The organism is Phycisphaeraceae bacterium (assembly GCA_020639155.1).
In the GTDB taxonomy this organism is placed as follows: domain Bacteria; phylum Planctomycetota; class Phycisphaerae; order Phycisphaerales; family UBA1924; genus JACKHF01.
Genome location: JACKHF010000001.1, coordinates 55790 through 77762, shown reverse-complemented (window position 1 = coordinate 77762; position 21973 = coordinate 55790). Strand labels below are relative to the sequence as shown.

The following is a 21973-nucleotide window of genomic DNA, read 5'->3' as shown; positions in this document are numbered from 1 at the left end:
GCCAGAGTCACGGTACTTGAACGCGCCGGGACCGAGCCACCATCCGAACGCGGTCAGTGCTGCAAGACCTGCGAGCGTCTTGATGGTCTGGATGTGCTTCGAGCGCCGGTCCATCGACATAGTGTACACGATCTGGCTCACCCAAGCCCACCCCAGTCGGCGACCGGTAACAGCGATGTCAGTGGGGGACGATCGTTGTCATCGACCCACTGGATCACAGTGCGGAGCACCTTGCGTGGGATCCTGATCTCGGGCACGTTGATCTCGACCTTGTGATAGCCCGGCTTGCCGAAGCACCTGAACAACAATCGGACGCGCTCGGCTTGGAGGCCCACCACATGCTCATCGTGGTACGCAGCACATACCGGGCCGAGGTCGGTCAGAAGCTTCAGGACCGTTCCCTTGGCAACGCCGGTCATTCGGGAGGTCGCACGGATCGAACATCCCTCGACCAGTGCGGACACGATTCGGACCCGATCAGCGGTGGAAAGCTTATTCATACTGACCATTATATCCAACCGCTTCGACTTTTGGCCATTTTGATGAATAAAATCTTGAATATTTTGGGTTGTTTTTGCGCACATAGTGTGCTACCATATGCGATCATGATGCACAGGCCAATTGACGACAGAGAAATCGTTTGCGTGACGGAACCTTGGTATCCCGCATTCGCGCTCGCGCTGGAAATGAGCATGCGAGATGTTCGAGCATGTCTGCCGTTCTCCGGTTCTCTGAAGAAAACCGAGCGAGCAAACTTGATGCACGCAACGGGACGGCGGCACTTTACAAACCTTGTTGATGCAGCCGGCATGCCCGCACTGACTATTTGTGAAGAGCCCGACGGACGTGGACTAGACTACATGGTGTTGAGTACCGGCGAAGTGCCCGTTGCAATTCGGTGGGCTCGGTACAACGGTGATGGAGTGCGTCGTAACAGCACCAAACGATCATTCGATATTCAATCCAGTGGGCACATCTGTACGCAGCCGCGTTTGTTTGGTGGTGATGACGAAGTTGATGAAAATGGAACGGATTGTCCGATGGTCACGCTCGCCTACACGGTGGAAGATGACTACACAGAAGCTGGCGTCGCACAATGGTGGATTGGCCGCATCGTTCTGATACGAGAACGACTTGAGGGCAGTGAACTGATCCGTGTGGTTCGTGAATACGAACGACCACAGCGGTCAGGGTCCATCGACGATGAGATGCAGTTGAGAATCAGAGAACGAGTCAGCGATTTTGAAAGACTTCAGAGACTTGTTCCCAAAATAGCGTAAAACGAAGAGGTTACAACATGACAGCGGTCAATGGAGAGATGATCGCACTTGCCCGCGAGTCGCGTGGCTGGAGCCAGAACGATCTGGCTTCTGCGCTCGGTGTATCGCAGGCTTCAGTGTCGAAATATGAAATCGGCAGTGTTGCAGTGCCAGAACAAGTCGTACGCGACATCGGAAGGGTTTTGCGCTATGACACATCGTTGTTCTACCAGCACGAGTCTATATACGGAATTGGTGGCGACTTCCTTTATAGAAGTAGAAAACGAGTTCCTGCCGCTCTAAAGAGGCAGGCTCAGGCAAACGCAAACATCCGTCGCCTTCAGGTAAAGCGACTGCTTCGATCATCTGAGGTTCTAGCACCAGACATGTTCCCGCACATTCCTGTTGACGAAGTTGGTGGTCGTCCAGAAGTTGTCGCACAAGAAGTGCGAAAGATTCTGAGAATCCCGTCGGGGCCAATACGGAACCTGACGCGTATTGCTGAGCGCGCCGGTGCAATTGTTTTTCATTGTGACTTTGGTACAAACCAGATTGATGGCACAAACATACGACTGCCCGGCGAACCTCCATTGCTGTTTCTGAACTCGGAATCTTCCGGAGAACGCTTGATATTTAGTCTTGCGCATGAAATAGGACATCTTGTGATGCACTTCACGTCTGTGTCTGAGAACGCAGACCAAGAAGCAGATGTCTTTGCAAGCGAACTTCTTATGCCAAGATCGGAGATTCGTTCAGACCTTCGCAACTTCGATCTAAACACTGCGCTTCGGCTAAAGGCCACATGGCGAGTATCAGCAGCCGCACTCATACAACGCGCGCTTCAGCTTGGAATCATCAGCCAAGATCAGCAGCGTCGATTCTATACAAAGATGAACGCTACAAACATGAGAGCGGTGGAGCCTCTCCCCATTGAGAAGGAAGTACCAGAAGCATTCGACGCACTTGTACGTCTCCATAAGGACAAGATGGAAATGGACGACACAGAAATGTACAGGCTTTTGTATACTGACGAGATTGGAAGCATTCCAGTCCCGCCAATGCTTAGGCTCACCGAGTATTTGCCGTTTGCACAAGAAGGCTAGTCTTTGTTGCGGCGAGCGTTCGATGCATTTCGGGCACTTTCGCGGCGCTGTTCAGATGATTGCTTAGCCGCCCGGGCTTTTCCGCCTTTGCGACCAAGTTCAACAGCCGCAGGGTCTTTGCCGTCGTCCTCTGCCCCCTCGCCCGTAGCCTGTTTGAGTATTCTCGCCGCGATCTTGTTTACGTCGATACCGCCAGACTTCTCCCGCTTGGGGGAGGCTGGCTTCTTGTCGTCGTTGCTTGATCGCTCTGGCATCCCGTTACGATACGGTGGGCGTGATGGTCAGTCCAAACGAGGGTCGGAATTCCGGATTTCAAACTGACCCACTACCTGGATTTCCGTTCATTCATTCGATCCCTCCTGAATGTCGCTAAACACACCCGCATCATCGGGTGAAAAGTAAGGTGTATCTATCAGGCTGCCATCAACCGGGTCTATGTAGTGTCCCCATAGATTCACTGGCTGGCCGTCATCGTCATACCAGCAGTAACACTCCTCCATCCGTTCGTGTGTGTCTGGATCAATCCACTTTCCATATTGATTAACTGGAAGTCCTGCATCTGTGTACAAGACACGAGTTGGATCAAATATCCATCGGGCAAATGTCATCGCCATGGATAAAACAAAGAGTGCGACGAAGAAGACAATGATATGAATCAAGAACAGGAGTGTGTCTTGGGCCGTATCTATTGTCTTGCGAACTATTCTCATAGGTTTGTCTTATCCGAAGATGGATTTGAATACAGCTGTGGTAACGTCGGCATCAGCCTCAATAAAATCACCACCATGTGATTCATCGACGCGACGTTGAGTGTCATCTATCCTGCTCTGTAGGTCATTGTCCATCGTTGCCCTCCGCCACATCTTACACCGCGTCCGATTCCAGATCATCTAGGCTCGAACTTACCTCAAGCTGCTTTTCCCGCCATCTCTGCGATCCCACCGGCGGGTCGATCTCCTTCGCACGTGTCTTTGGTGCGCTGCGGCGCGCCCAGTTCGCAAGCGCGAACGCGATCGACCTGTCACCGTGCGAGGACTTCTCGTTCGATGGCGCGTCCTCAAGGTGGCCCGGCCCGATCGTCGGTGTCCCGCCAGTGCCACCACGCTCGTACCACACATAGGTCTCGCATTCTGCGATACACATCTCAGACGGGGTCGAGCATTCGTGGCGCTTGAGACACATCTCAAGGAACTCGAACACCTCGATCTTGGTCTTGTTATTCGATGACCACCCGTACCGCGATGTCTGCTTCGTGTCGCGTGTGCCGGTTGGCTTGTCGAGATAGATCCTGTGATACCCACATCTGACGATCTCATCACCGACGGTCGATCCGAGCCCGTTGTTCTCAAAGATGATGAGCGCCTCGCGACCCTTCCCGCGAGCAGAGCCGAACCACCGACCGAGCAGGACTGCTATCTGCGCAAGCTCGTATGGCTTGATCTCGTTGCACGCGAGCTCAGCGACAACCTCGCCCGTGTCGGCGTTCATGACATTGATTGTGCTATTGCTCTGGCCCACACCGCCGCAGACATCGATGCCGATCGTGAAGTCTGAGTCGCTGCGTCTGCCGACCTTGTGCGGGTCTATCCAGAGCTTGAGATTGCCCTCGCGATTGGTCCGCAGTGTTGGCCGTGCGAGCTTCTTCGTGAAGAACGTCTCGTGCTCGCTCTCAAGAGTCGGGAGTACGACGAGCCCACGCCACACGGGCTCGCGCGTGTACGTTGCTCGGTGGATGCTGAGCACCTCGGGATCGATCACCATATCGCCCGCAGCGCCATGATTCATGTCAAGGTTCTGCGCGATCTCGCGTCGTGTCCGAACCGCGTCCTCGTACCGATAGAAGGGGCTCGTCCACTTGCGTGTCCCGTCTTCGAGCTGGACGAGCTCGCGACCGATGCCCTTGTTGGGATGGTCCCACCACGGCATGATGATGAACGGGATCGTGCCCGAGTACCGCAGGCGCGCAAACGCGGTCGGTCCCTTCGCGGTCGAGTTGTAGATCCTGCAGGGAGTCGCGCCGTGCAGGGCCCTGATGATCTCATCAAGCACACGGATCGATGAAGCCTCGTCGATCAGCGCGGCTCTGATTCGATCACCACGCCCCGCATCTCCGGATGTTGCGCTCCCGCTGATGACCGCGCCGTTGTCCTTGTTCTCGAACGTCATGTGCGAGCGACCGATCGTTGGTCGCATCGACGGTGGCAGGTTCTTGTACAGGTAGTCGAGCTTCCAGAACAGGCTCTTGGGGTACGCCTTCTTGTCGACATCGTCCTCGATGCGCGCGATGATCAGAAACAGCGAGCCGGGCTCGAACATCCAGAACCAGAAGAACACGGCGGCGCAGATCCAGCTTGCGCCCATGTCGCGGGACTTGTCGATGCCAATATCGCCGCCGTTGCGTATTCGGTCGACGATGCGAAGGATCGCCGTATCCTGCACGGGCCATGTGATAAAGGGCACGTGCATCTCGTCCGGCTCTGCGCTTCGTGTGTGCCCGTCTGGCTCGACATACTGCTGGCGGTAGGTCCACAGAAACAGGTTGAAGAAGAGCAGTGGGGACTTGCGGCACAGCTCGATCACATACGCGAGCGCGTGCTCGTCAGCCTCGATCAGATCGAGCGTTCGCTTTCTCGATCGCAGGTTCTCAAGCGGGTCCTTCGGGACCTCGATGCCGGTCTCGGGGCAGGTCCAGACGTGATCAGTTGCCGCGTAGTCGAGCGGGTGCGCGGAGAGTGGGACCTTTGCATGTGCGACCATACATCACCGGAATGTGCGAGTACGAAAGCGTGGCCGGGCTGCGCGTGGTCGTCCTCCTATCAGTGACGGATCGCCCGGATCGAGCGTGATCTGTGGCTTGCGCTCCATGACCGACGCCATGAGCGGCGCAACCTGCAGCGTTTCGCGTGCGTGGTACATGCGCTCGTGCATGATCTCTTGATCGACATTGCCATATCCAACGTCTGCAAACGATCGATGCCCGATGATCACGATGTCGTTCATGACGTACTGCGCACACTTGAATCTGTTGGTCCAGAGAACGCCAGATCCGTTGTTGTCGAGGGGCACATACGACGGTGCCTGGGCCCAGAGGAAGAACGGCGCGATAGGCTCCCACCAGAACTCTGCATCCGGGTGCCACGATTGATACAGCGCCAGCAACTCCTTCCATCGGTATGCTGAGCAGTAGTCGTGACGCATGGCGTCAAGCCCCAGCCCGTACCCCTGACAGCCAGTGAGCAGGATCGTGTGCTCGTTCTGGATGTTCGAGAGGTGAGTCGCGTTGTCTGGATCGAGAAAAGTGCCTGATTTGTTATTGAATGGCAGATCGATCCAGTCGGAGTTGCCGTGCCAGAACATGAAGTCGATCCCACGCTGGCGGAGCCGCGGGAACTCGGTCAAGCAGTCTGCAAGGCTGGGATATGTCGCATCAGGCGCTGGATAGAGCGACGTCGACCCCGAATAGCCGAACATTCCCGTGCCTGCCGCGAATGGATAGTCATATGAGGTTCCTTCGCCATAGCAGCCGCTCGCTGCCCACAGCATCGGTCCACGAGGCCAGTAGGGCGATGTCTCGATGATCTTGTCAACAAGCGGACCAAAGCCGTTGGTGTCGGCGCGCAGACCGCCAGATCCGTCGTTGAATCTTCGTGCGTTCCCTGTGTTGCTGACACCGACGTTCGAGATGAAGTGTGACGCGCGTGCCCTCAGGTCGTATGGGTACTTACGCACCATATCGCACGTCGCGTGCGCGTACTCCTTGAACATCTTGAGCGACTTCTCGTACGCGCCGGTCTTGCCCTCCTCGACAAAGTAGATCACAACGTCAATGACAGTTGGTGGATCCTCGCTGCTCAACGAGAGTGGCTGCTCCATGGGATCGCCAGCCCATGTGGGATCATTGTAAAAATCAACTCGGACATAGTGCTGCAATGAGGTTTTGCTGTAGAAGTCACCGCGCTTGACGCCGATCCTGTTGTCAAACTGGGCTGTCTCGTAGGGATAATGCACACTGACGCAGACTGAGAAGTCCGTGCCCGTGATGATGCGGACGGGCATGTACGAGTTGCCTGGGAAGTTTGCGTAGTGACCAAACTCATCAACGCCCGGATCGTCGAGCCACTCCTTCTGGATCATGTTCACGTACGACGCGCCAGCGATGTTGAAGTCGAGCAGGGCAATGCCGTATGGCTTGCCGTCGCCCGAGTACGAGCAACGCAGGATCAGCCCGTCGTCGATCGGGATGAGCGTGATGTCGGGATCGATGTCGGCGTCAAAGTTGTACGAGAACGTGAGCGAGAGGTCCTGCCTGAAGACCTCTGTGCTGCTGGCAATATGCGTTATCACGATATCGCCACCGTCGAGTGAATATTGGAAGTCAGGCATTTCAATCCTTTCCAGCGATCGTCTTCTTCACAAGGCTCTTTGTTGCGTTCTCAATTTGCAGTCCGAGATCGACCTTGCCAGAGTGTGAGACCTCAACCTTCTGGCGTGCCTTGCCGCAGCATTGCTCGATGACAAAGCGGCATGCGGTTGTGTGTTCAAAGTGATCAGGGTTCCGAACGATGGCGTCGATGCCTTCCAGTGCCGCTTCAAGCGTTGTGCGGTGGTCGAGCTTCTTCGTGCCCTTGATGTGCTTCTGCGCACGATCGCTGTATGGCTCATTGGCCATGCGCCACTCAAGGTCCTTGGCGGCAGCGCCCTTCTTGCGGTTCGGCGCAACCTCTGGTGCTGTCGATGCTCGCTTTGCCATATGGCCCCTCTCTTAACCTGAGCGGATCCAGCGCACGAGCGCAACCGCTCCCTTGTCTGCGTTGGCGGTTCTGAGATCGATTCTGATAAACTGGTAATCAAGTGTGTCGATCAGCAGCTTCGCAGTGTCGTTCTGGGGTGTCGCAGGTTGCAGTTTTCGAACGATCGAGTTCTGCACATAGTCACGGTCAACATTGATCTCGTCGGCGATACGGAGCGTGTTGTCGTACATGCCACCGCTTGGGCCAACCTTCGATCCGAGCGTGGCCGTTACGTCGCAGATTGGCTCGATCATGTACTGGTTTGGCTGGTCGGTGCCGGCGTTGGTGTTCTCGGCCATCACAACGCCGCTGATTCTTGCGACGATACCCTCGTTTTCGTCATCATCGCCCCTGAACGAGATGATCGCGCTCGAGCCCGCCTGGCACTGGATGTAGACAACGCCGTTGGCAATGTCGGGCTGCGGTGGTCCGAGCACATCGACCATCGAGTTGGCGGCAGGGAGAGAGCCGTTCGTTGTGATGAGCTTCCCGTTCGCGAACGTGCTCTTTGTGGATACGACCGGGTTCAGCAGTCCTTGTCTTGTTGAAAGCATGGTGTGTCTCCTAATGTTTCATCGATGTCAACGCTCAATCTCACCCATGATGGGCTTGTCGAACTCGGTCGCCTCGATCGGATTGATGTGGTGTCTGCCGCCGCAACCCTCTTTGCTCAGCTCCCCCCGACCTCTGTCTTTGCAAGCGCGCTTCGCGATCAGGCTCGTGTTCATCACCACGGTGTCAGAACCATCATGCTCACTGGTGCCCAAACAATCCCGTGGCCTGCGCTGTGCATTGGTGTCGATGCGTACAACGGTGATTCGAGGACGTTCCTGCTGTACGAGCACCCAGGCGCTGGCTGGAAGTACGCCATCGCCTCGTATCAGTCGTCTTCGGTTTCACCATCGCCCGGTACGAAGACCTCATCCTCGTCGATCTCTGATTCATCAGGGTCTTCATCTCCCTGATCGCCCTGCGCCGGGCGTGATGTGTTGACAAGGTGCGGATACTTCTTTTCAAGATCGGGTCGCATGTTCGCGAGAGCCGTGAGTATCTCGGGCTTCTTCGCAGACTCGATTCCCAGTGTGACCGCCATGCCCCTGAGCTGGAGCGAGTGGAGCGAGCTGAGGTTGGTGTGGTTGAGCACCAACGACACGGTGTTGTAGAGAGTCGTCTCCTGCGCGTCGCTGTGCTCTCGCTCGTCGCGGTCGTCGATCTTCTCGGGTCGTTCTTCGAAGACCTCGTTGTTCTCGACATACTCGCGCCCGGCGGCAGTGACCCAGATGTGCTCGCGACCCTTCCATCGTCCCGAACCGTGTATATCAGCCCTGATCAGGTCGGCTTCCCACAGGGTGCCGAGCGCGTCGGCGACGGGTCGCTTTGATTTCTTGAGGAAGTGGTGCTCGATCTCGCTGGTCGGAACAGCCTTGTCTGGATAGTTGCCACGCACGGACGCGATGTGGTTCAGTAGTTCAAGTTCGAACGTCTTCAGTCTTTTCGGCGGTGCCAATTGCCCTCCACACCCGGTTGACACAAAATACTAGTGATTTCGCGTGGTGACATACAACTATGACACTGACATTTGGCGGGCAGGGGAGCACATGACAACATATGTCTGGACACAATGGCACAGGATTGAGGATGATCTGCGTGTGCGGTTCCAGACACGATGGACAGGGAAGAACCAGACCGTGAGATCGGCAGAGCGGCTCGCGGGCATCAAGCACCCAAAGCTGTCGCGGTGGCTGCGTAGGGAAGTGACACTGAGTCCTGATGAGATCGCCTCGCTCGCAACCGTGATGGGCATGACACCACAGGTGTGTATCGACGAGGGCAGGTCGGCTGGTCCATCGAGCACAGTCACTGCTGTGAGGATGCTACAGGACCGTTCTCCATCCAGCTGATCGAAGCAGGCTCTGAGCCTGTTTGGGATTGTCTACTTTGAGGCACCTGAGATAGAGAATGCCCGAGTAGCGTTCGACGACCTGTGTGACACCTGCTGGTGTTTTGTAGAAACATCCCTCGTAGAGATTTGCAGCAGAATCGTCGTGGCGATACCAGAGCGTCGGCTGGAGTTTCAGCCGACGCGTGTTCTGGACAAAGACGCGCACCTCTGGCATGGGTCGCCTCACAACACCTCCGGCAGTTCCTTCATGCTCGTCACGCCTTCGAGCGTGACACGGCCACCCCCAACGAGTTCTGCGCGCATCGTCTTTGTTGGCGGCACAACGATCACCGGCTCTGGCTGAGTTGCGCCTGTCTGCACAACTGGATACCCGTGGCGATCGACCGGGTACAGCGGGTGCGGTGTTGTTGGCATGAATGGTTGGCCCGTTTGTGAGTTTGACGAAAGGTCGATGTGTAATCCATTGAGATCGATAATCGGAACGTGATTGTTCACGATCTGCAGGTCGTGTATCATCATTGGATTCATCATCTTCGAGACGATGATGCCACGCAACCCGTCGTCGTACTTTGGCGCGACGAGGAGATTCGCTATCACGAGCCCGCGTGTCTCGCCATAGATCGCCACTGGCTGCTGCGTCGCGCAATATGAGTCCTTGAACATCCCACCAGCAATCAGCCCGCTTGCAGCGCCTTCGAGTCCGATGTACGTGTAGTTGGTGTTTGCGTCTTTGTTCCCGCAGTTGATCGCGTCGCTGTTGATAACTGTGGAATCAATGAAACATGGCTGTATGAACTTGACGATCACATCGCCATCAAAGTCCTGCAGCGAGCCATCGATCTCACACACACCGGCTCCGTAGCGAACAACAGTGTACACATCGTCGCCAACGCGCACATGGGTCGGTGCCTCGATCAGCGCGTAGGGGTTTCTGTTTGAGACGTTCCTGAGGTTCGAGAGTGTGCGTTCGATCGCGTGCCAGGCGCAGAGGCGATCTGCTGTGCTGTGCGGGTGGATGAATCCGTAATGGGCGTTGTTGCCCGGGTGCGCCTGTGCGCAGTCGCGAGCAACCAGACGGTCGATTACCGCTCCCTTCAGCACTCCGGAGATGGTCGCGCAGTTGCCCGTGCATTCGACGTTCGTCAGTTTCAGTCCCTTTGTTGTTCCAGCAGGAACGATCGACTGCTGCCCGTTGTGCAGATTCGTGTCCTGCATTTCAACATTGTCGCTGTTGTGGACGAAGCACCGGCCCGCGAGACTGGAAAATGTGACGTCACATCCACAAATCGCGGCCCCGTGCGAGAAGTAGAAACGCAGCATCGAGTTGGGGGTTGTGGCACGCATCCACGCGTGTAGAAGCCTGACATTCTTTCCCACGTTGAGAACACCGGCGAATCCGACATCCATGTTGTTGAAGTCAATGTCGCACGGCTGTTCGCGTGCATTGAACCTGCCTTCGAGCACAACGGGGTCGGTTGTGTTGACCCTAAACATAGTCTCCTTTGGGTTCGCATTGACTGCCTCTATCACGTTTCCATCATTGATCATGATCATGTCGGTTCTCCAAACAGTGTGGTTTCCTGTGTATAACTCTGCCCATTGATCAGCAGGATCGACTTGATTGGCATGGGTGCGGTGGTCATGCTGTCGCTGCGACCTCCGGCCATTGGCGCACGCGAAGATCCTCGGGCCACTCGGACGGATCGCCGCCTTTCATGTCCTGGAGACTCCATACCCCATCGCTTCCAGTAGTGTTTGGAGCAAACTCTCCTCTCGGGACTGCACCGAGCTGTTTGACAAACACTGGAACGTTCGCCTCTTTGCATTGCTTCACAACACTGCGAATCCATGTCACATCGCACACGCGCGCGTTCGGACCAGACTCGCCGCCGACGATCACCCAGTCGATCCATGGCTTCCATCCTGATTTGGTTGTGCCACCGGTCGAGGTGCGAGCGATCTCCAGAGGATGAGGATGACTGAACAAATCAACTGGTCCTAGTAGTGGCTCAAGACTGAGAAAGTGAACCGCCGCTTGGATCTGGCCGAAGTTCGATGCTCTTTCGCGGAGTGTGTTTTGGTTCTCAGCACTGGTCCCAATCCAGACGTTTGGGAGGGGCCATATGCGCGACTCATAGTCGGTATCAGTTTCTCCACACCAGTGGCTTTCATTGGCATATTCATAAAGTTGCCCCATGCAGACTCCGGCAACAAGATCGTCTCGGTTCATGCCTGTACCAGAACTCCAGTTCAGATACTCCGCCATCCGTTCTGGCCGCTTCGTCAGCACCTGAAACACATGCTGCGGGCACAAAGCCATCACCGCGAACACCTTGTCGATGAACTCGAACGGCACGTCCTTGTGGAACAGATCGCTCATGCTGTTCACAAAGATCATGCGGGGCTTGCGCCAGCGCAGCGGCTTCTCGAGCGCATCCTCGATCGTGCGGACCGTCCCGTTGAAGTGGCGATCGCCCTTGTTGTTGAGCACAGTCAGGCCCTTGTACTGCGGCTTGCCCATGCCTTCGAGCCGGTGGCTCATGCGAACTGCATAGCAGTTGTCACAGCCCGCGCTTGCTCGTGAGCATCCAACGACCGGGTTCCACGTCTCGCCCTTCATTCCGTTGCCGTGTGTCCATTCGATGTTGGTCATCTCGTCTCCAGTCCCAGCTTCTCGATGCTTTCTTGCAACGCACCCGCAACACGAAGTGCTCCAACGTTTCCTCCACACGTCTGAACGATCCGTAGCCTCGCAAGGTCCATCGCCTTTAGTGCCTCACATACTGGACACTGGCCGCTGTGCGCGATCTCGGCGTGTCCGGCGGAGCAGAAATAGACAGGGTGCTGCTTCGTGCAGTCGTCGCACACAACATACTGCACAACATGGTGTATTCGCTTTGTTCCAACTGACTTTCCGCATTTGGCGCAATCGTTCGGCAACATCACTTCATTCCCTCCGTGTGCTTGTGGTATCGCTCGACCCATGTGAAAGATTCACAAACGTCATTTCAACACAAGGAAACTCGCTGTTCACTTCAGCGTCCGCCTCGATCTCGCACAAGCATTTCCAGTTGTCGTCCTTGATGATGCCCGCGTCAACGATTCCATCGAGATACGGCTTGCACGACTGGATTAGGTTCGCAATGTCACGATTCCGCGCATTGGGCATGTGGAACACATATGTGATCTTCGCCCGCTCGAATGGCTTGTGCGAATCTGGCTTTGCAGACAGCGCAATCAGATATGCAGATCGCCTGGCTTGCTTCACCGGATCAGACTTCACTCTCCAGTGCCCTTTGTTGTGAGCGTGCAGCCTATTGTCTGGCCAAGGGAGTTCAATCGTGATGTGATCACGCTGCGTCGGCATTGGTCCTCCGCATTGCAAACTGGTGTGCTATGTCTTTGATACAGTCAACATGGTCGCAGATCAGGTACTTGTCGTGCTTGTCTTTGAGTACATCTGATGCCCTTGATCGAAACTGCTGGAGCTGCAAATAGGTCAGGTTCAGGGCGGGGCACACGACCTCGTCGGGCACTTTCGAGCGCGCCGCGATATGGACAATGCACATGATCCCGATGTACCGCGTGATGCCGTGCTCGCCAGTTGGCATGTAGACACGCTGTGAGCCCCAGCGCAGGCTCTCGTGGCTTGTATCGAGGAACGAGACCGCAGCATCTATAATGTCGTCGAGTGTCATGCCGCCTCCTGCGATTCGAGTTGCTGCTCGACAAACGCGCTGATCGTGAGCCTGATCGCAAACTCCACCAGTTCACCATCCAGCACGGCCTGCTCCATCTCCCGTTCCAGTTTGTGTCTGAACACACTTGTCTGGCTCACCGCGTTTGCAACGATGTCGCGTAGCCTCGTCTCGTCGAGAGCCTGCAGACGGGCCCTGAGTGCTTCGGTGTGCTGCTCCGCTTCGATCCGATTCTGCTCGGCTTGTGCCTGTTTCTGCTCGCGCTGCTCGTGCTCGTCGTGGATCTCCTGCTGCTCGCGATCCTGCCTGGCACGCTTCTTTGCTTCGCGCTCACGCACCTGCTCGCGAATCTCGTGCCGGTCGATCAGGCTCACGAAGAGTCCCGCCTTGTTCGTCGTCCCCGTCTTGGCACGATCGGATGCGATGCGGCACGCTTCGAGCCCATGCTTGTCGAGATACCCGACAGAATCCGACGACGTGAACCCGAGTGAGCACAGCGCGTCGAACACCTTGCGGACAACCGGGTCGGTGTCGAGCACGGCAGCAAACGAGTCCGGCTCTGGTTCGAGTGAATCCGCAGCAGCAGCAACCTCGGCTGGTGGCGGCTGCTGGCGCTGGCTCTGGCATGGCACGGCATGGTTAGGCAGGCCGTTTTTTTCTGGAATCGAATCTGAAACATTCTGGATTGTTCTGGGTTGTTCTCGATCGCGTTTGTTTGGCGTGGCGAAGCCTTCTGGCAGCTTCTTCACCTTCTTTTTGGTGTAGTCGTCTGCGTGCTCCTCCCAGTCGTGGATGACAAGTCGGTTGGTGTCACATTCATCAACGAGGCCGCAGTCAACAAGCGCGCGCACTAGTTTCTCGGCGTCGTCGGTCCAATAGACTCCCTCTGCGATCTCCTCATTCGAGTACCGACCTATGTCGCCTCTGACAGCGTACCGGTGTGTCCAGTGGTACAAACACTCAAGCACACCGACGGCGGCAAACACGTCGACCGAGAGGGCTTTGGCAAGCCGCCTGATCTTGGGATGTTCGGGACCGCCACGTTTCATTGGCACACCTCCGGAAACAGCACGTCGACAGCACGGACCATTCCGTTCTCGCGGTCGATCACGCCGGCGGTTGACAGCTTGCTCAGGTAGTTCGAGAACGTCCCTGAGTTTGCGTACCCGTTCGCCGCCGCAACATCAGCAACCTTGATCCACCGGCCCGGCTGTTTGAGATACTGCTGGATGAGCCAGTTGAGCAGTGTCGCGGGTATATTGCCACCCTTGAGTCTGCGAACCATCTCGACCACTGAGGCTCGCATCTCGATTGGCGATGGATGCGTTTCGTAGTTCGCCTCATACATGCCTTCGTCAGTCAGCGACAGTGTGCCGTTGTTGCGGTTGATGAGCCCCGATTTGTGCAGATCGCTCGCGTAGTTCGAGAACGTGCCACTGTTTGTGTATCCCGCGATCAGCGCGACCTGCTTGATGTGTGGAGCATCGATCCCCATCAAGTTCATGAACGCGATCGCATCGAGAATCTTCTGGTGTGGTCCTGAAAGCCGATCACTCTTTGTGGTAGGTTTCTTTGGCTTCGACGGTGGTGGTGCGTCTATTGGCGTGCTCGCCTGTGTCTTTGGCGGCGTTGCGTTCGCAATCTTGAACACATCACCAATCTCTCCGATGATCCCACCAAGCTGCTGCAGTGCCTTCTCAGTGATTTTCCGACGCAGATCGATCTCGTTCTGCCAGTATGCGTCACGCGCCCTGACTGCATCGTCTATCGATGACTGGTCCGGCTTCTGTTCCTTGACCTGCTTCTCCAGTTCCGCGATTCGCTTCTTGAGCAGTTTCGGGTCGTTCTGCTCTGCTTGGGCCACCGCGTCCTTCATGCGGTCACCGAGCGCGTCAAGATTGATCTTGACCATCTCAGGTGTGACAGCCTTGCGCCCCTTCGCCTTTGGTGCCGCGCTCGAGTCGAAGCTCTTTCGCTTGCTCACACCGATGTGTGTCGGCTCGATTCGCAGGCTTCCAAGCGCAAGCACGAGCGCATCGCCGGTCTGGTACTTCGCAACACGCTCAGTGATGGGCCTCCGGTCGCTCTTGGCGTACCCGAAGTAGTCGAGATACTTGTCGATCGCTCCAAGGTCGTTCGAGCTTGCAAGCTGATGCACAAACATCGGGTCACACTGCGTGAACAAATCCTTGTTGATGACCGCCGGACGCTGCGTAATCATCGTCACACCGATGCCTTTGGACCGCCCGCGCCTGACGACGTTCTGCCACGCGCCGAGACACTGTGCCTTGTTGCCCATGCCGGACTGTGGCGCGAACATATCGGCCTCGTCGAGAAACACATGGATCGCGTGCTTGTTCTTGGCATACAACCGACGCGCGAAGTCGGTCGCGAAGCGCACCATCTCGCCCTCGCCCATGTCGGACATGTCAAGCAGGGTCGGTACACCGCATTCCATCACGAAGTCGGCGACAACCTCTCCGGCCTTTGGATCGAGCGGGACATCGCCGTGTGCGCCTCCGAGAATCTGCACCTGATACTTTGTGCGAAGGCCCCACCAGTCGCCCTGCGGGTCGAGGATGACGAATGGGAGCGATCGCTCGCACATCTGCTCGGCCATCACGATCGCGGTGTTGGTCTTGCCCGAGCCTGTGCGCCCGACAATGCCCATCTTCCATGTGACAGCCTCCTCTGGGAGCGCAAAGTCATTGCTGAGTGTGATCGTGCTCATAATCACGCCCGCACGCTCTCGCGCACGGGAATGGGTGTCAGGCTGCAGACGCGCGCCAAATGCCGCGCGTCTTTGCGACCGAATCAAGGATCAGTTCGGTCATACTGGTCGGGTGGTCCGTGACGATCGGTTCGCCATATGGCACTGCCTCGTCCGCCGGGATGGGAATGTCCGCTGGCAACGAAGACTGGAGCAACTTCGTTGCGTGCGACTGCACTCCCTGTCCTGCGTGCGTTGCGGCACAGGAGATGCTGCCGAGTGGGTTCCTGAAGAACCGAAACTCCCATCCATCCTGCATTGCAGCATCGAGTTCGGCGAACGCGAACGCGGCTGCTGTTGAGAAATCTGCGGGCTGTGCATTGCCAGCAATAACATCAACCTCAACCTCGTCGAGCGTCTGCACATTCTGCTCTTGCACCGTCTCTGTTCCATCAGGCTCCTGCGCCGTCGGCTGCGGTGCCTGGGTTGTCTGTGTTGCTTGCTCAGTCATGTGTGTGTTCCTTCTGCTGCTGTGTTCGTGTCACAACCGCGCTGCAGCGGGCGCGGTCGATTGAAATCCCCGCACACGCGCTTTCGCACGCGGCGGGCGGGTTGAGAAGAGAGAGACCTATTCCTTTGGAGCAGGTGGCAGTTCACCCAACTCCGACATCACTTGCTCGCGTTTCTCGTTGTTCTGCATCACGCGCATCTTGTCGGGATTGAACCCGTAGTCGTCTGCTTCCTCGCGGATAATGAGGCCACCGAACGCATCAGCGAGCGTGTCGCGGAGTACAAACCCTCGTGCTCGCATCTGGAGCATCCGCCACGGGTAGTTCGCCCACGGTCCCTTGCGGCCCCACAAGCCAGCCTTCTTCGCGCGCTTCACCGTGAACAGGCACGAGTGTTCGCCAGACACGCCTTTGCGGACAGCGCAGCAGTACGCGCCAAACTCATCTGAGTCTTCGTCGCCCTCAAAGCGTTCCTCGAATCGCTCAAGCAAGCCACTGCTGTACGCGATCGCGAGCATGGCATCGCCGTAGATGCTCAGCTTGTCGTTGATGACCGCAACGTGCTGCACATGCGCGATCGGGTTCGCGCCGATCGAGTGCAGGAAGATCATCGATGCGTAGAGGTCGTTTGTGTTCGCGTGACCGCCGATCAGGGGGCTCTTTGTTCGTATCAGTGTCTGGGCGATCCTGTACAGGTCCGCTTCTGTCCTGATGTCGAAACCACCATCCTTCAGCGCAAGCCCGTCGCTCTTGGGTGTCTTGATTCGCAGGGCCGTTGTTGTGTCAGACTCCCCCTCGTATGGCTTGATAGGCTTGTCTTGCTCGACAACCTCGCCAGCGACCACTGTTGTGCCGTTTGCGTGCTCGGGCGCGTTCTCGTACACCCTGTCGATGTCAGATTCGGTGATCTCGTTGTTGCTCATGCCGCTACGTCTCCTTCCGACTGCGACGCGGCAACCTGACCATCTTCGATGACGATCCCCACCGGCTGCCCGTCTGTTGTGCGTTCGACCCACACCTGCGCATCATGCTGTTGTGCAAGGTCGGCGATGATCTTCATGTTCTTCATGCCGCGTCCTCCATTTCGTCGCGCGATTCCTGTTCCTCGTTCTTGTCAAGGTTTTCAATCATCCAGTACGGCGGCTCCATGACCTCTGCTGTGTAGCGTCCGATCGTGCCGTCTGTTGCCCATTCCCAGCCATGCCCGGGCATCTTGCCGATGTGCAGACACGATGCGTAAAGCCTGAGCACCTGCATGCGCCTCGCGTCGGCCGCATCGAGCCAGCGATCGCCGAACACCTTGACCGATGCTGTGTACAGCCCGTTGCGGTTCTCGCACACAAGCAAACGCGGCTCACTCTTGTGCTGACCGGTGATGAAACCAACCGCCTCGCGGTAGTGCGCCGCGGCGATGTCGTACCCGTTGTTGCATGCTGCGCTTGTAAACGCAGCGAGCCCGCCGTTGGCAGCGGTCTTGATGTCGATCGAGTAGACCTTGCCAGCGTGCATGACGAGCCTGTCCAGACGCGCCTTCATGCGCAGTGTTTTCTCCACGAACCCATTGGGTGTCGTGTAGTCGCGGACCTTCATGGTCTTGTCCCATATGACAGTGACCTCTGAGAGCCCATCAGCCGCGAGATAGCGGCCACACAGCTCATGCGTGCGGAGCGCCTTCGCCTGCTCGTCGAGCATGGCGCGTTGTTCTTCAGGGACGATGTCAGATCCGGTGATGCGCAGCGCGGTCTCATAAGCGTTCGATACCCAACCTTGCAGATCACGGAACGCGGACGGTGGCGTGCCAACAACCTCATGTAGCTCAGTGATGTGCTCACCGACCAACTGCTCGATCGCGTCAACCCACTTCGCAAGTCCATCCTTGGTGCTCTTGGGCGCTTGAGGCATCGACACCCATCGCTCTGCGAGTTCGGGCTCAAGCACGAGCGTGTGCAGTCGCCTGCCGTTTCGGAGCGCGTCGGTGTCGCGTTTCTCCATGGCATGATTAAGATCGGCGTGCATGTGACGCGGGGTGCCATTCTCGGGAACACCTTGTTTGATGGCGTTGGCGTTCACAGCGCCTTCGATCGCCTTGTACGTCGGGAAGTCCATGCGGTAGATGCCCGGCTCGGGTGCTTCGCATCGACCGCGCGCGTCGAGTTCGGGCGTGAAGTCCTTGACCTGTGATTTCAGTGCGTCGAGATTCATTGTGTTTCCTCCAATGGGCCGGGCAGGATTCGAACCTGCTTGTGTTGTTGCGGTCCGTTCAGAACAGACGCCGCCAGTTTTCACTAGCCGCACGATCGCATCGTTTTGCACTCGCCCGTGCTTGCGTCGCGTTTCCCACACGCCGCCGACCCAAAATGTCAAACAGTGCAGGAAGGACTCGAACCCTCAACCAACTGACTAGGACTCAGCCGCTCTGTCCGATTGAGCTACTGCACCAAGCCCGCGCGCCAAAGTAAAGCTGGTCAGCAAACACGCGCGGGAGATCGCGGGCAACGCGCCCGCAGAGACAATCACTGCTTTTCGAGAAACTCGTTCACCGATCGACGATGATCTAGTTCTGCGCTATCAAGCTCGCGCCGCTTGTCCGTGTCGGCCTCGAATATCTCTTCCACTCGCTTTGCAAGGTCGTCCGTGATCAGCGCCTCGTCGAGCGCGTCGCGCAAGTCGCGAACCACATCGCCCTCGCAGCACATCGACAGCGGGAGCGAGGCGACGATGTCGAGCAGTGCGAACGCACGCGCGACCGCGTACCCGATCAACTGCTCTCGCGTGCGGATATGCGGAAGTACACCGGCCTCTAGAAACGGCACATCCACACGGTCATCGACAAGAGGCGCATACTCGACCGCGTGCCCGATCGAGACCTCATTAAGGCCGAGGGTCCGCAGCACGTTAGTTGCTCTGGTTCGCTCGTCATGCAGCAATACCGGTTTCTGGAGCGCCTGCAGTGGGTTCACAAAGCAAGCTGGTGACTTGCGTGCATGCTCGATGATCGTGTCGATCACCGACTGCGCGGGTCCGGTCTTTGCAGAACCATCCGCCTCGCTCACGATCAGCGGCCTGCGGCGACTGTCTTGCTCATGCGCGTCACGCCCAGGCATTGCCGACTTGATCATCTGTTCATTTGAAGTCATTGCGCTGTCCTCCAAGATACACGCCGTATTTGCGAGCCTTCGATGGGTTGGAACTGCACCACGCCGCTGTGAAGATCACACAGCCCACACACGCGATGGGCACGATGGTGAGATACAAGAGGATGTTCATTTCAGCGCTCCAATCGAACGCATGTACTCAAGCATCTCTGGTTCGTTCGACAATGATTCTTTGGGCATTTGTTCCAGTGTTGATTTCACCGCGTCATAGATGACCTTGCCCCTAGACAGCAGGAAGGCACGCGACGAAAATGGGTCTGGATTACTTCGAGCGATGCTCTCAGCGCCGTTCTCAACTAGTGCAAGAAGAATGGCCGCATCTTTCGCGCGAAGAATAATCTTGTGCTTCTGGTCGCTCATGCGTTCCTCCTGAGATGTTGCATTGCGTCCGCGAACGCCTGCTCGTATCCCTCGCCAACGAGTTGATACAGCGCGTCCTGCTTCGCACGTGGAAGCCTGCGATAGCACGGATAGCAGAATGTCTTCATCGCAGTCTTGGGTTTGTTGCATGCCGGACATGTGCCCGAGCGCAGGCTCATGACAAGATCGCGTGTGGTATTAAAAATGTGCGCGGGGTCCACGGTTGCGTGGTCGTTCACGTGTGCACGCTCCCGTTTCGGTTGGGTGCCCTCAACGGTGTCTCCACCGCATTCCCTTGTTACACCACAGTCACCGGATGCGTCGGTTGTCCCACTGACCCCGCGCGGTGCATCAGCATCACATCTCGCAATGGGATCGCCGCCGTGGTCCAGCGACGACCCCTCTCTGTATTGAGACCCATCCCCGGAATCGCACCCCTTCATGTGCCCTGCCGGGCAGTGATGGCCACCGACCACAGGTGTATCGCCGTTTCGATCCGGACCGTCGGCGACGGGCATGGCTTGGATGGCGGGACTATCACCCGCTTGGTCTCCCCTTGCGTTTCGTTTCAGCGCATGCAACGTCTCCGTGTGCGCTGGTGGTTTCGCGTTCTCGAATAAGGGCGATGGCTTGTCGTTGGGGCGTGGGATGGTCATGGCCGCACCGCCTTGGAAGCGGTGTCGATCAGGTCGTTTCCGACGGGACTCTCTCGCAGCTCGGAGAAGTACGCCCCTGTAGTGGCTGCAATCGAGTCAGCAACAGCCTTGTTGATCGCAGCGACAACATCCTGCTCGCTTCTATTGTCGTGCGCCGAACGAACGCTATTGCCAGAGCGGAATATGACACACGTGCGAGAACCAACCGGTTGGCTCACCGTCTCAATCAAGTTCGCGTTGATGTACAGTCCGCCGATCCTAACGAGTATTGGCATCGCCATCGCCATCCCCTTGAGGGGGGCAGGCGGTAGAGTCGAGTAGTGCCTCTATTGCATCGAGCTGCGCTCGAATGCTCTGGACCAAACTCTTGACAGATCCTTGTAATGACCCCAAGGGGATTTGAACCCCTGTTACCAGGATGAGAACCTGGTGTCCTGGACCAGGCTAGACGATGGGGCCAGCGACCGGAAACATATCACGTCGAGCCACAAGGTCAAGTTTCTTCATAGCCAACGTCCGCAGAACACGGTGAAATACGCCACTACGATCGCGGGTTGTCGGGTGCTTTGCCGATGAGTTGCTGGGCAGTTCCACCATGGCATATGTATGTGTACAGATCTGCACATCCCGTTTTCTGGGATGGAGCCTGATCATCAGGGAGTTCCATGTTCGTTATCCGCCGACCAAAGTTGCAGGACACAACCACGCTGCTGAAGCTGGCGAAGATGGTCTACTTCATCAACTTACCGCCAGACAAGGACATCATTGGCGCGAAGATCTCGCACGCACGAAAGTGCTTTGAAGCCGTTGCGCGAGGTGATGCACACGTCTCGACCCACGATCGCAAGCGGGGGCACACGGGTGGATACGCGATCGATGCGAGCGAGCTTTTCATGTTCTGCATGGAGGACCTTGACTCTGGCGCGGTCATCGGCACGAGTCAGATCATCGCGCAGATGGGCGGACCGGGAAATCCGTCGGTGTCGCTCAAACTCTCGCGCAAGGAGTTCTTCAGCAAGAGTCTGCAGACTGGCACAATGCACACCGTTGCTCGTCTGCATCTTGACGAGTCCGGGCCATCAGAAATTGGCGGCCTGATCATGCAACCATCGTTCCGCAGACACAAACTCAAGCTCGGTCGTTTTATGGGATTGGTGCGGTTCCACTTTGTTGGACTGCATCGTGCGCGATTCCGTGATCGGGTGCTCGCGGAGATGATGGCACCTATCACTGCCGACGGGCAGAACTTGCTGTGGGATTTTCTCGGTCGCAGGTTTATTAACCTGAGTTACTCTGAAGCGGATCGTTTCTGCCAGACTTCGCGCGAGTTCATGACGTCGCTGCTGCCGGACACAGATATTTATCTGTCGCTGCTCCCGCCCGAGGCGCGTGCGCTTGTTTCTGAGGTTGGTCCCGAGACAGTGCCTGCAAGGAAGATGCTCGAAAAACTCGGCTTTGCGTACCGCGATCTGGTCGATCCCTTTGATGGGGGCCCGTATCTTGACGCGGTGACAAACGACATCTCCATTGTGAAGGCGACGTCCCGTCGTGTGCTCGGTAACGACCTACCTAAATCAAAGTGCAAGCAGCGGGGGATGGTGTCTGTGCTCCATCCCGATGGTGAGTTCTTTGCTGTTGAAACCGAGTGCGCTGCAGCGGGAGCAGGAAAACCGGTGTCTTTGCCGCGTGCTGTCCGTCTCGCACTGAAAGCTGAGCCGGGGTGCGAGATCGGATTTACACCCGAGGAAATACCGACTGTGAAGAAATCTTCAGGTCGATCACGAACACGATCGTAACACCTCACATAGACATTGAATGACTGATACGATG

29 protein-coding genes and 2 tRNA genes are annotated in these 21973 nt (G+C 56.9%); 5 read left to right on the top strand and 26 right to left on the bottom strand.

What is annotated here, in order from left to right:
- Positions 1 to 137 precede the first annotated feature (137 nt).
- Positions 138 to 500 carry a hypothetical protein gene (locus tag H6815_00375; GenBank protein ID MCB9858879.1) on the bottom strand — a complete coding sequence of 121 codons (363 nt, stop codon included), beginning with the start codon at positions 498 to 500 and terminating at the stop codon, positions 138 to 140.
- 105 nt (positions 501 to 605) lie between these two features.
- On the opposite strand from H6815_00375, the gene H6815_00370 reads away from it, so the two are divergent.
- Entirely contained in the window at positions 606 to 1280 is a 675-nt protein-coding gene (locus tag H6815_00370) for a hypothetical protein (GenBank protein ID MCB9858878.1), read from the top strand.
- 17 nt (positions 1281 to 1297) lie between these two features.
- A complete protein-coding gene (locus H6815_00365; GenBank protein ID MCB9858877.1) occupies positions 1298 to 2362 on the top strand; it encodes an ImmA/IrrE family metallo-endopeptidase in 1065 nt (354 codons plus the stop codon).
- On the opposite strand, the gene H6815_00360 is transcribed toward H6815_00365, so the two are convergent.
- The 6 genes from H6815_00360 to H6815_00335 form a co-directional block, all read right to left on the bottom strand.
- Complete coding sequence (locus H6815_00360; protein ID MCB9858876.1) at positions 2359 to 2616, bottom strand: RNA-binding protein; 258 nt, start codon at positions 2614 to 2616, stop codon at positions 2359 to 2361. The two genes, H6815_00365 and H6815_00360, sit on opposite strands and share 4 nt — an antisense overlap.
- An 87-nt stretch (positions 2617 to 2703) precedes the next feature.
- Positions 2704 to 2970 carry a hypothetical protein gene (locus tag H6815_00355; protein MCB9858875.1) on the bottom strand — a complete coding sequence of 89 codons (267 nt, stop codon included), beginning with the start codon at positions 2968 to 2970 and terminating at the stop codon, positions 2704 to 2706.
- A gap of 256 nt (positions 2971 to 3226) precedes the next feature.
- Positions 3227 to 5119, bottom strand: coding sequence for a hypothetical protein (locus H6815_00350; protein ID MCB9858874.1), 1893 nt, complete (start codon positions 5117 to 5119; stop codon positions 3227 to 3229).
- Positions 5120 to 5122: 3 nt separating this feature from the next.
- Positions 5123 to 6745, bottom strand: a complete 1623-nt coding sequence (locus H6815_00345; protein ID MCB9858873.1) for a hypothetical protein — start codon at positions 6743 to 6745, stop codon at positions 5123 to 5125.
- Between the two features lies 1 nt (position 6746).
- Positions 6747 to 7112 (bottom strand): hypothetical protein, encoded by a 366-nt coding sequence (locus tag H6815_00340; protein MCB9858872.1) that lies wholly within the window; start codon positions 7110 to 7112, stop codon positions 6747 to 6749.
- Positions 7113 to 7124: 12 nt separating this feature from the next.
- Entirely contained in the window at positions 7125 to 7706 is a 582-nt protein-coding gene (locus H6815_00335) for a hypothetical protein (protein ID MCB9858871.1), read from the bottom strand.
- 24 nt (positions 7707 to 7730) lie between these two features.
- Between H6815_00335 and H6815_00330 the strand changes: the two genes are divergently transcribed.
- A complete protein-coding gene (locus tag H6815_00330) occupies positions 7731 to 8117 on the top strand; it encodes a hypothetical protein (GenBank protein ID MCB9858870.1) in 387 nt (128 codons plus the stop codon).
- Here the strand turns inward: H6815_00330 and H6815_00325 are convergent.
- Complete coding sequence (locus H6815_00325; protein MCB9858869.1) at positions 8033 to 8659, bottom strand: hypothetical protein; 627 nt, start codon at positions 8657 to 8659, stop codon at positions 8033 to 8035. The genes H6815_00330 and H6815_00325 overlap by 85 nt on opposite strands.
- 91 nt (positions 8660 to 8750) lie before the next feature.
- Between H6815_00325 and H6815_00320 the strand changes: the two genes are divergently transcribed.
- Positions 8751 to 9053: a helix-turn-helix transcriptional regulator gene (locus H6815_00320; protein MCB9858868.1), complete on the top strand. Its 303-nt coding sequence runs from the start codon at positions 8751 to 8753 to the stop codon at positions 9051 to 9053.
- On the opposite strand, the gene H6815_00315 is transcribed toward H6815_00320, so the two are convergent.
- The 18 genes from H6815_00315 to H6815_00230 form a co-directional block, all read right to left on the bottom strand.
- On the bottom strand, positions 9027 to 9281 hold the full coding sequence (locus tag H6815_00315) for a hypothetical protein (GenBank protein MCB9858867.1): 255 nt from the start codon (positions 9279 to 9281) through the stop codon (positions 9027 to 9029). The two genes, H6815_00320 and H6815_00315, sit on opposite strands and share 27 nt — an antisense overlap.
- Positions 9278 to 10609, bottom strand: a complete 1332-nt coding sequence (locus H6815_00310; protein ID MCB9858866.1) for a hypothetical protein — start codon at positions 10607 to 10609, stop codon at positions 9278 to 9280. The genes H6815_00315 and H6815_00310 overlap by 4 nt, the downstream gene beginning before the upstream one ends.
- Positions 10610 to 10694: 85 nt before the next feature.
- Entirely contained in the window at positions 10695 to 11708 is a 1014-nt protein-coding gene (locus H6815_00305) for a phage Gp37/Gp68 family protein (GenBank protein MCB9858865.1), read from the bottom strand.
- A gap of 294 nt (positions 11709 to 12002) precedes the next feature.
- Positions 12003 to 12422 carry a RusA family crossover junction endodeoxyribonuclease gene (locus tag H6815_00300; GenBank protein ID MCB9858864.1) on the bottom strand — a complete coding sequence of 140 codons (420 nt, stop codon included), beginning with the start codon at positions 12420 to 12422 and terminating at the stop codon, positions 12003 to 12005.
- A complete protein-coding gene (locus tag H6815_00295) occupies positions 12406 to 12753 on the bottom strand; it encodes a hypothetical protein (protein ID MCB9858863.1) in 348 nt (115 codons plus the stop codon). Before H6815_00295 ends, H6815_00300 begins: the two co-directional genes overlap by 17 nt.
- A complete protein-coding gene (locus tag H6815_00290; protein ID MCB9858862.1) occupies positions 12750 to 13802 on the bottom strand; it encodes a hypothetical protein in 1053 nt (350 codons plus the stop codon). The genes H6815_00295 and H6815_00290 overlap by 4 nt, the downstream gene beginning before the upstream one ends.
- A complete protein-coding gene (locus tag H6815_00285) occupies positions 13799 to 15484 on the bottom strand; it encodes a DUF87 domain-containing protein (protein MCB9858861.1) in 1686 nt (561 codons plus the stop codon). Before H6815_00285 ends, H6815_00290 begins: the two co-directional genes overlap by 4 nt.
- Positions 15485 to 15521: 37 nt before the next feature.
- Positions 15522 to 15974: a hypothetical protein gene (locus tag H6815_00280; GenBank protein ID MCB9858860.1), complete on the bottom strand. Its 453-nt coding sequence runs from the start codon at positions 15972 to 15974 to the stop codon at positions 15522 to 15524.
- 117 nt (positions 15975 to 16091) lie between these two features.
- A complete protein-coding gene (locus H6815_00275; GenBank protein MCB9858859.1) occupies positions 16092 to 16895 on the bottom strand; it encodes a hypothetical protein in 804 nt (267 codons plus the stop codon).
- Positions 16892 to 17041 (bottom strand): hypothetical protein, encoded by a 150-nt coding sequence (locus tag H6815_00270; protein ID MCB9858858.1) that lies wholly within the window; start codon positions 17039 to 17041, stop codon positions 16892 to 16894. The genes H6815_00275 and H6815_00270 overlap by 4 nt, the downstream gene beginning before the upstream one ends.
- Complete coding sequence (locus tag H6815_00265) at positions 17038 to 18174, bottom strand: PD-(D/E)XK nuclease-like domain-containing protein (GenBank protein MCB9858857.1); 1137 nt, start codon at positions 18172 to 18174, stop codon at positions 17038 to 17040. The genes H6815_00270 and H6815_00265 overlap by 4 nt, the downstream gene beginning before the upstream one ends.
- Before the next feature lie 163 nt (positions 18175 to 18337).
- Positions 18338 to 18411, bottom strand: a tRNA-Arg gene (locus tag H6815_00260).
- A gap of 74 nt (positions 18412 to 18485) precedes the next feature.
- Positions 18486 to 19109: a hypothetical protein gene (locus H6815_00255; GenBank protein ID MCB9858856.1), complete on the bottom strand. Its 624-nt coding sequence runs from the start codon at positions 19107 to 19109 to the stop codon at positions 18486 to 18488.
- A complete protein-coding gene (locus tag H6815_00250) occupies positions 19096 to 19239 on the bottom strand; it encodes a hypothetical protein (protein MCB9858855.1) in 144 nt (47 codons plus the stop codon). Before H6815_00250 ends, H6815_00255 begins: the two co-directional genes overlap by 14 nt.
- Positions 19236 to 19487, bottom strand: a complete 252-nt coding sequence (locus tag H6815_00245) for a hypothetical protein (protein ID MCB9858854.1) — start codon at positions 19485 to 19487, stop codon at positions 19236 to 19238. Before H6815_00245 ends, H6815_00250 begins: the two co-directional genes overlap by 4 nt.
- On the bottom strand, positions 19484 to 20143 hold the full coding sequence (locus tag H6815_00240; GenBank protein MCB9858853.1) for a hypothetical protein: 660 nt from the start codon (positions 20141 to 20143) through the stop codon (positions 19484 to 19486). The genes H6815_00245 and H6815_00240 overlap by 4 nt, the downstream gene beginning before the upstream one ends.
- Positions 20140 to 20418: a hypothetical protein gene (locus H6815_00235; protein MCB9858852.1), complete on the bottom strand. Its 279-nt coding sequence runs from the start codon at positions 20416 to 20418 to the stop codon at positions 20140 to 20142. Before H6815_00235 ends, H6815_00240 begins: the two co-directional genes overlap by 4 nt.
- 109 nt (positions 20419 to 20527) lie before the next feature.
- A tRNA-Glu gene (locus tag H6815_00230) sits at positions 20528 to 20602 on the bottom strand.
- A 206-nt stretch (positions 20603 to 20808) separates the two neighbouring features.
- On the opposite strand from H6815_00230, the gene H6815_00225 reads away from it, so the two are divergent.
- The gene (locus H6815_00225) at positions 20809 to 21939 is read left to right on the top strand and encodes an arginine N-succinyltransferase (protein MCB9858851.1); all 1131 of its coding nucleotides are present in this window, start codon (positions 20809 to 20811) and stop codon (positions 21937 to 21939) included.
- Positions 21940 to 21973: the final 34 nt, after the last annotated feature.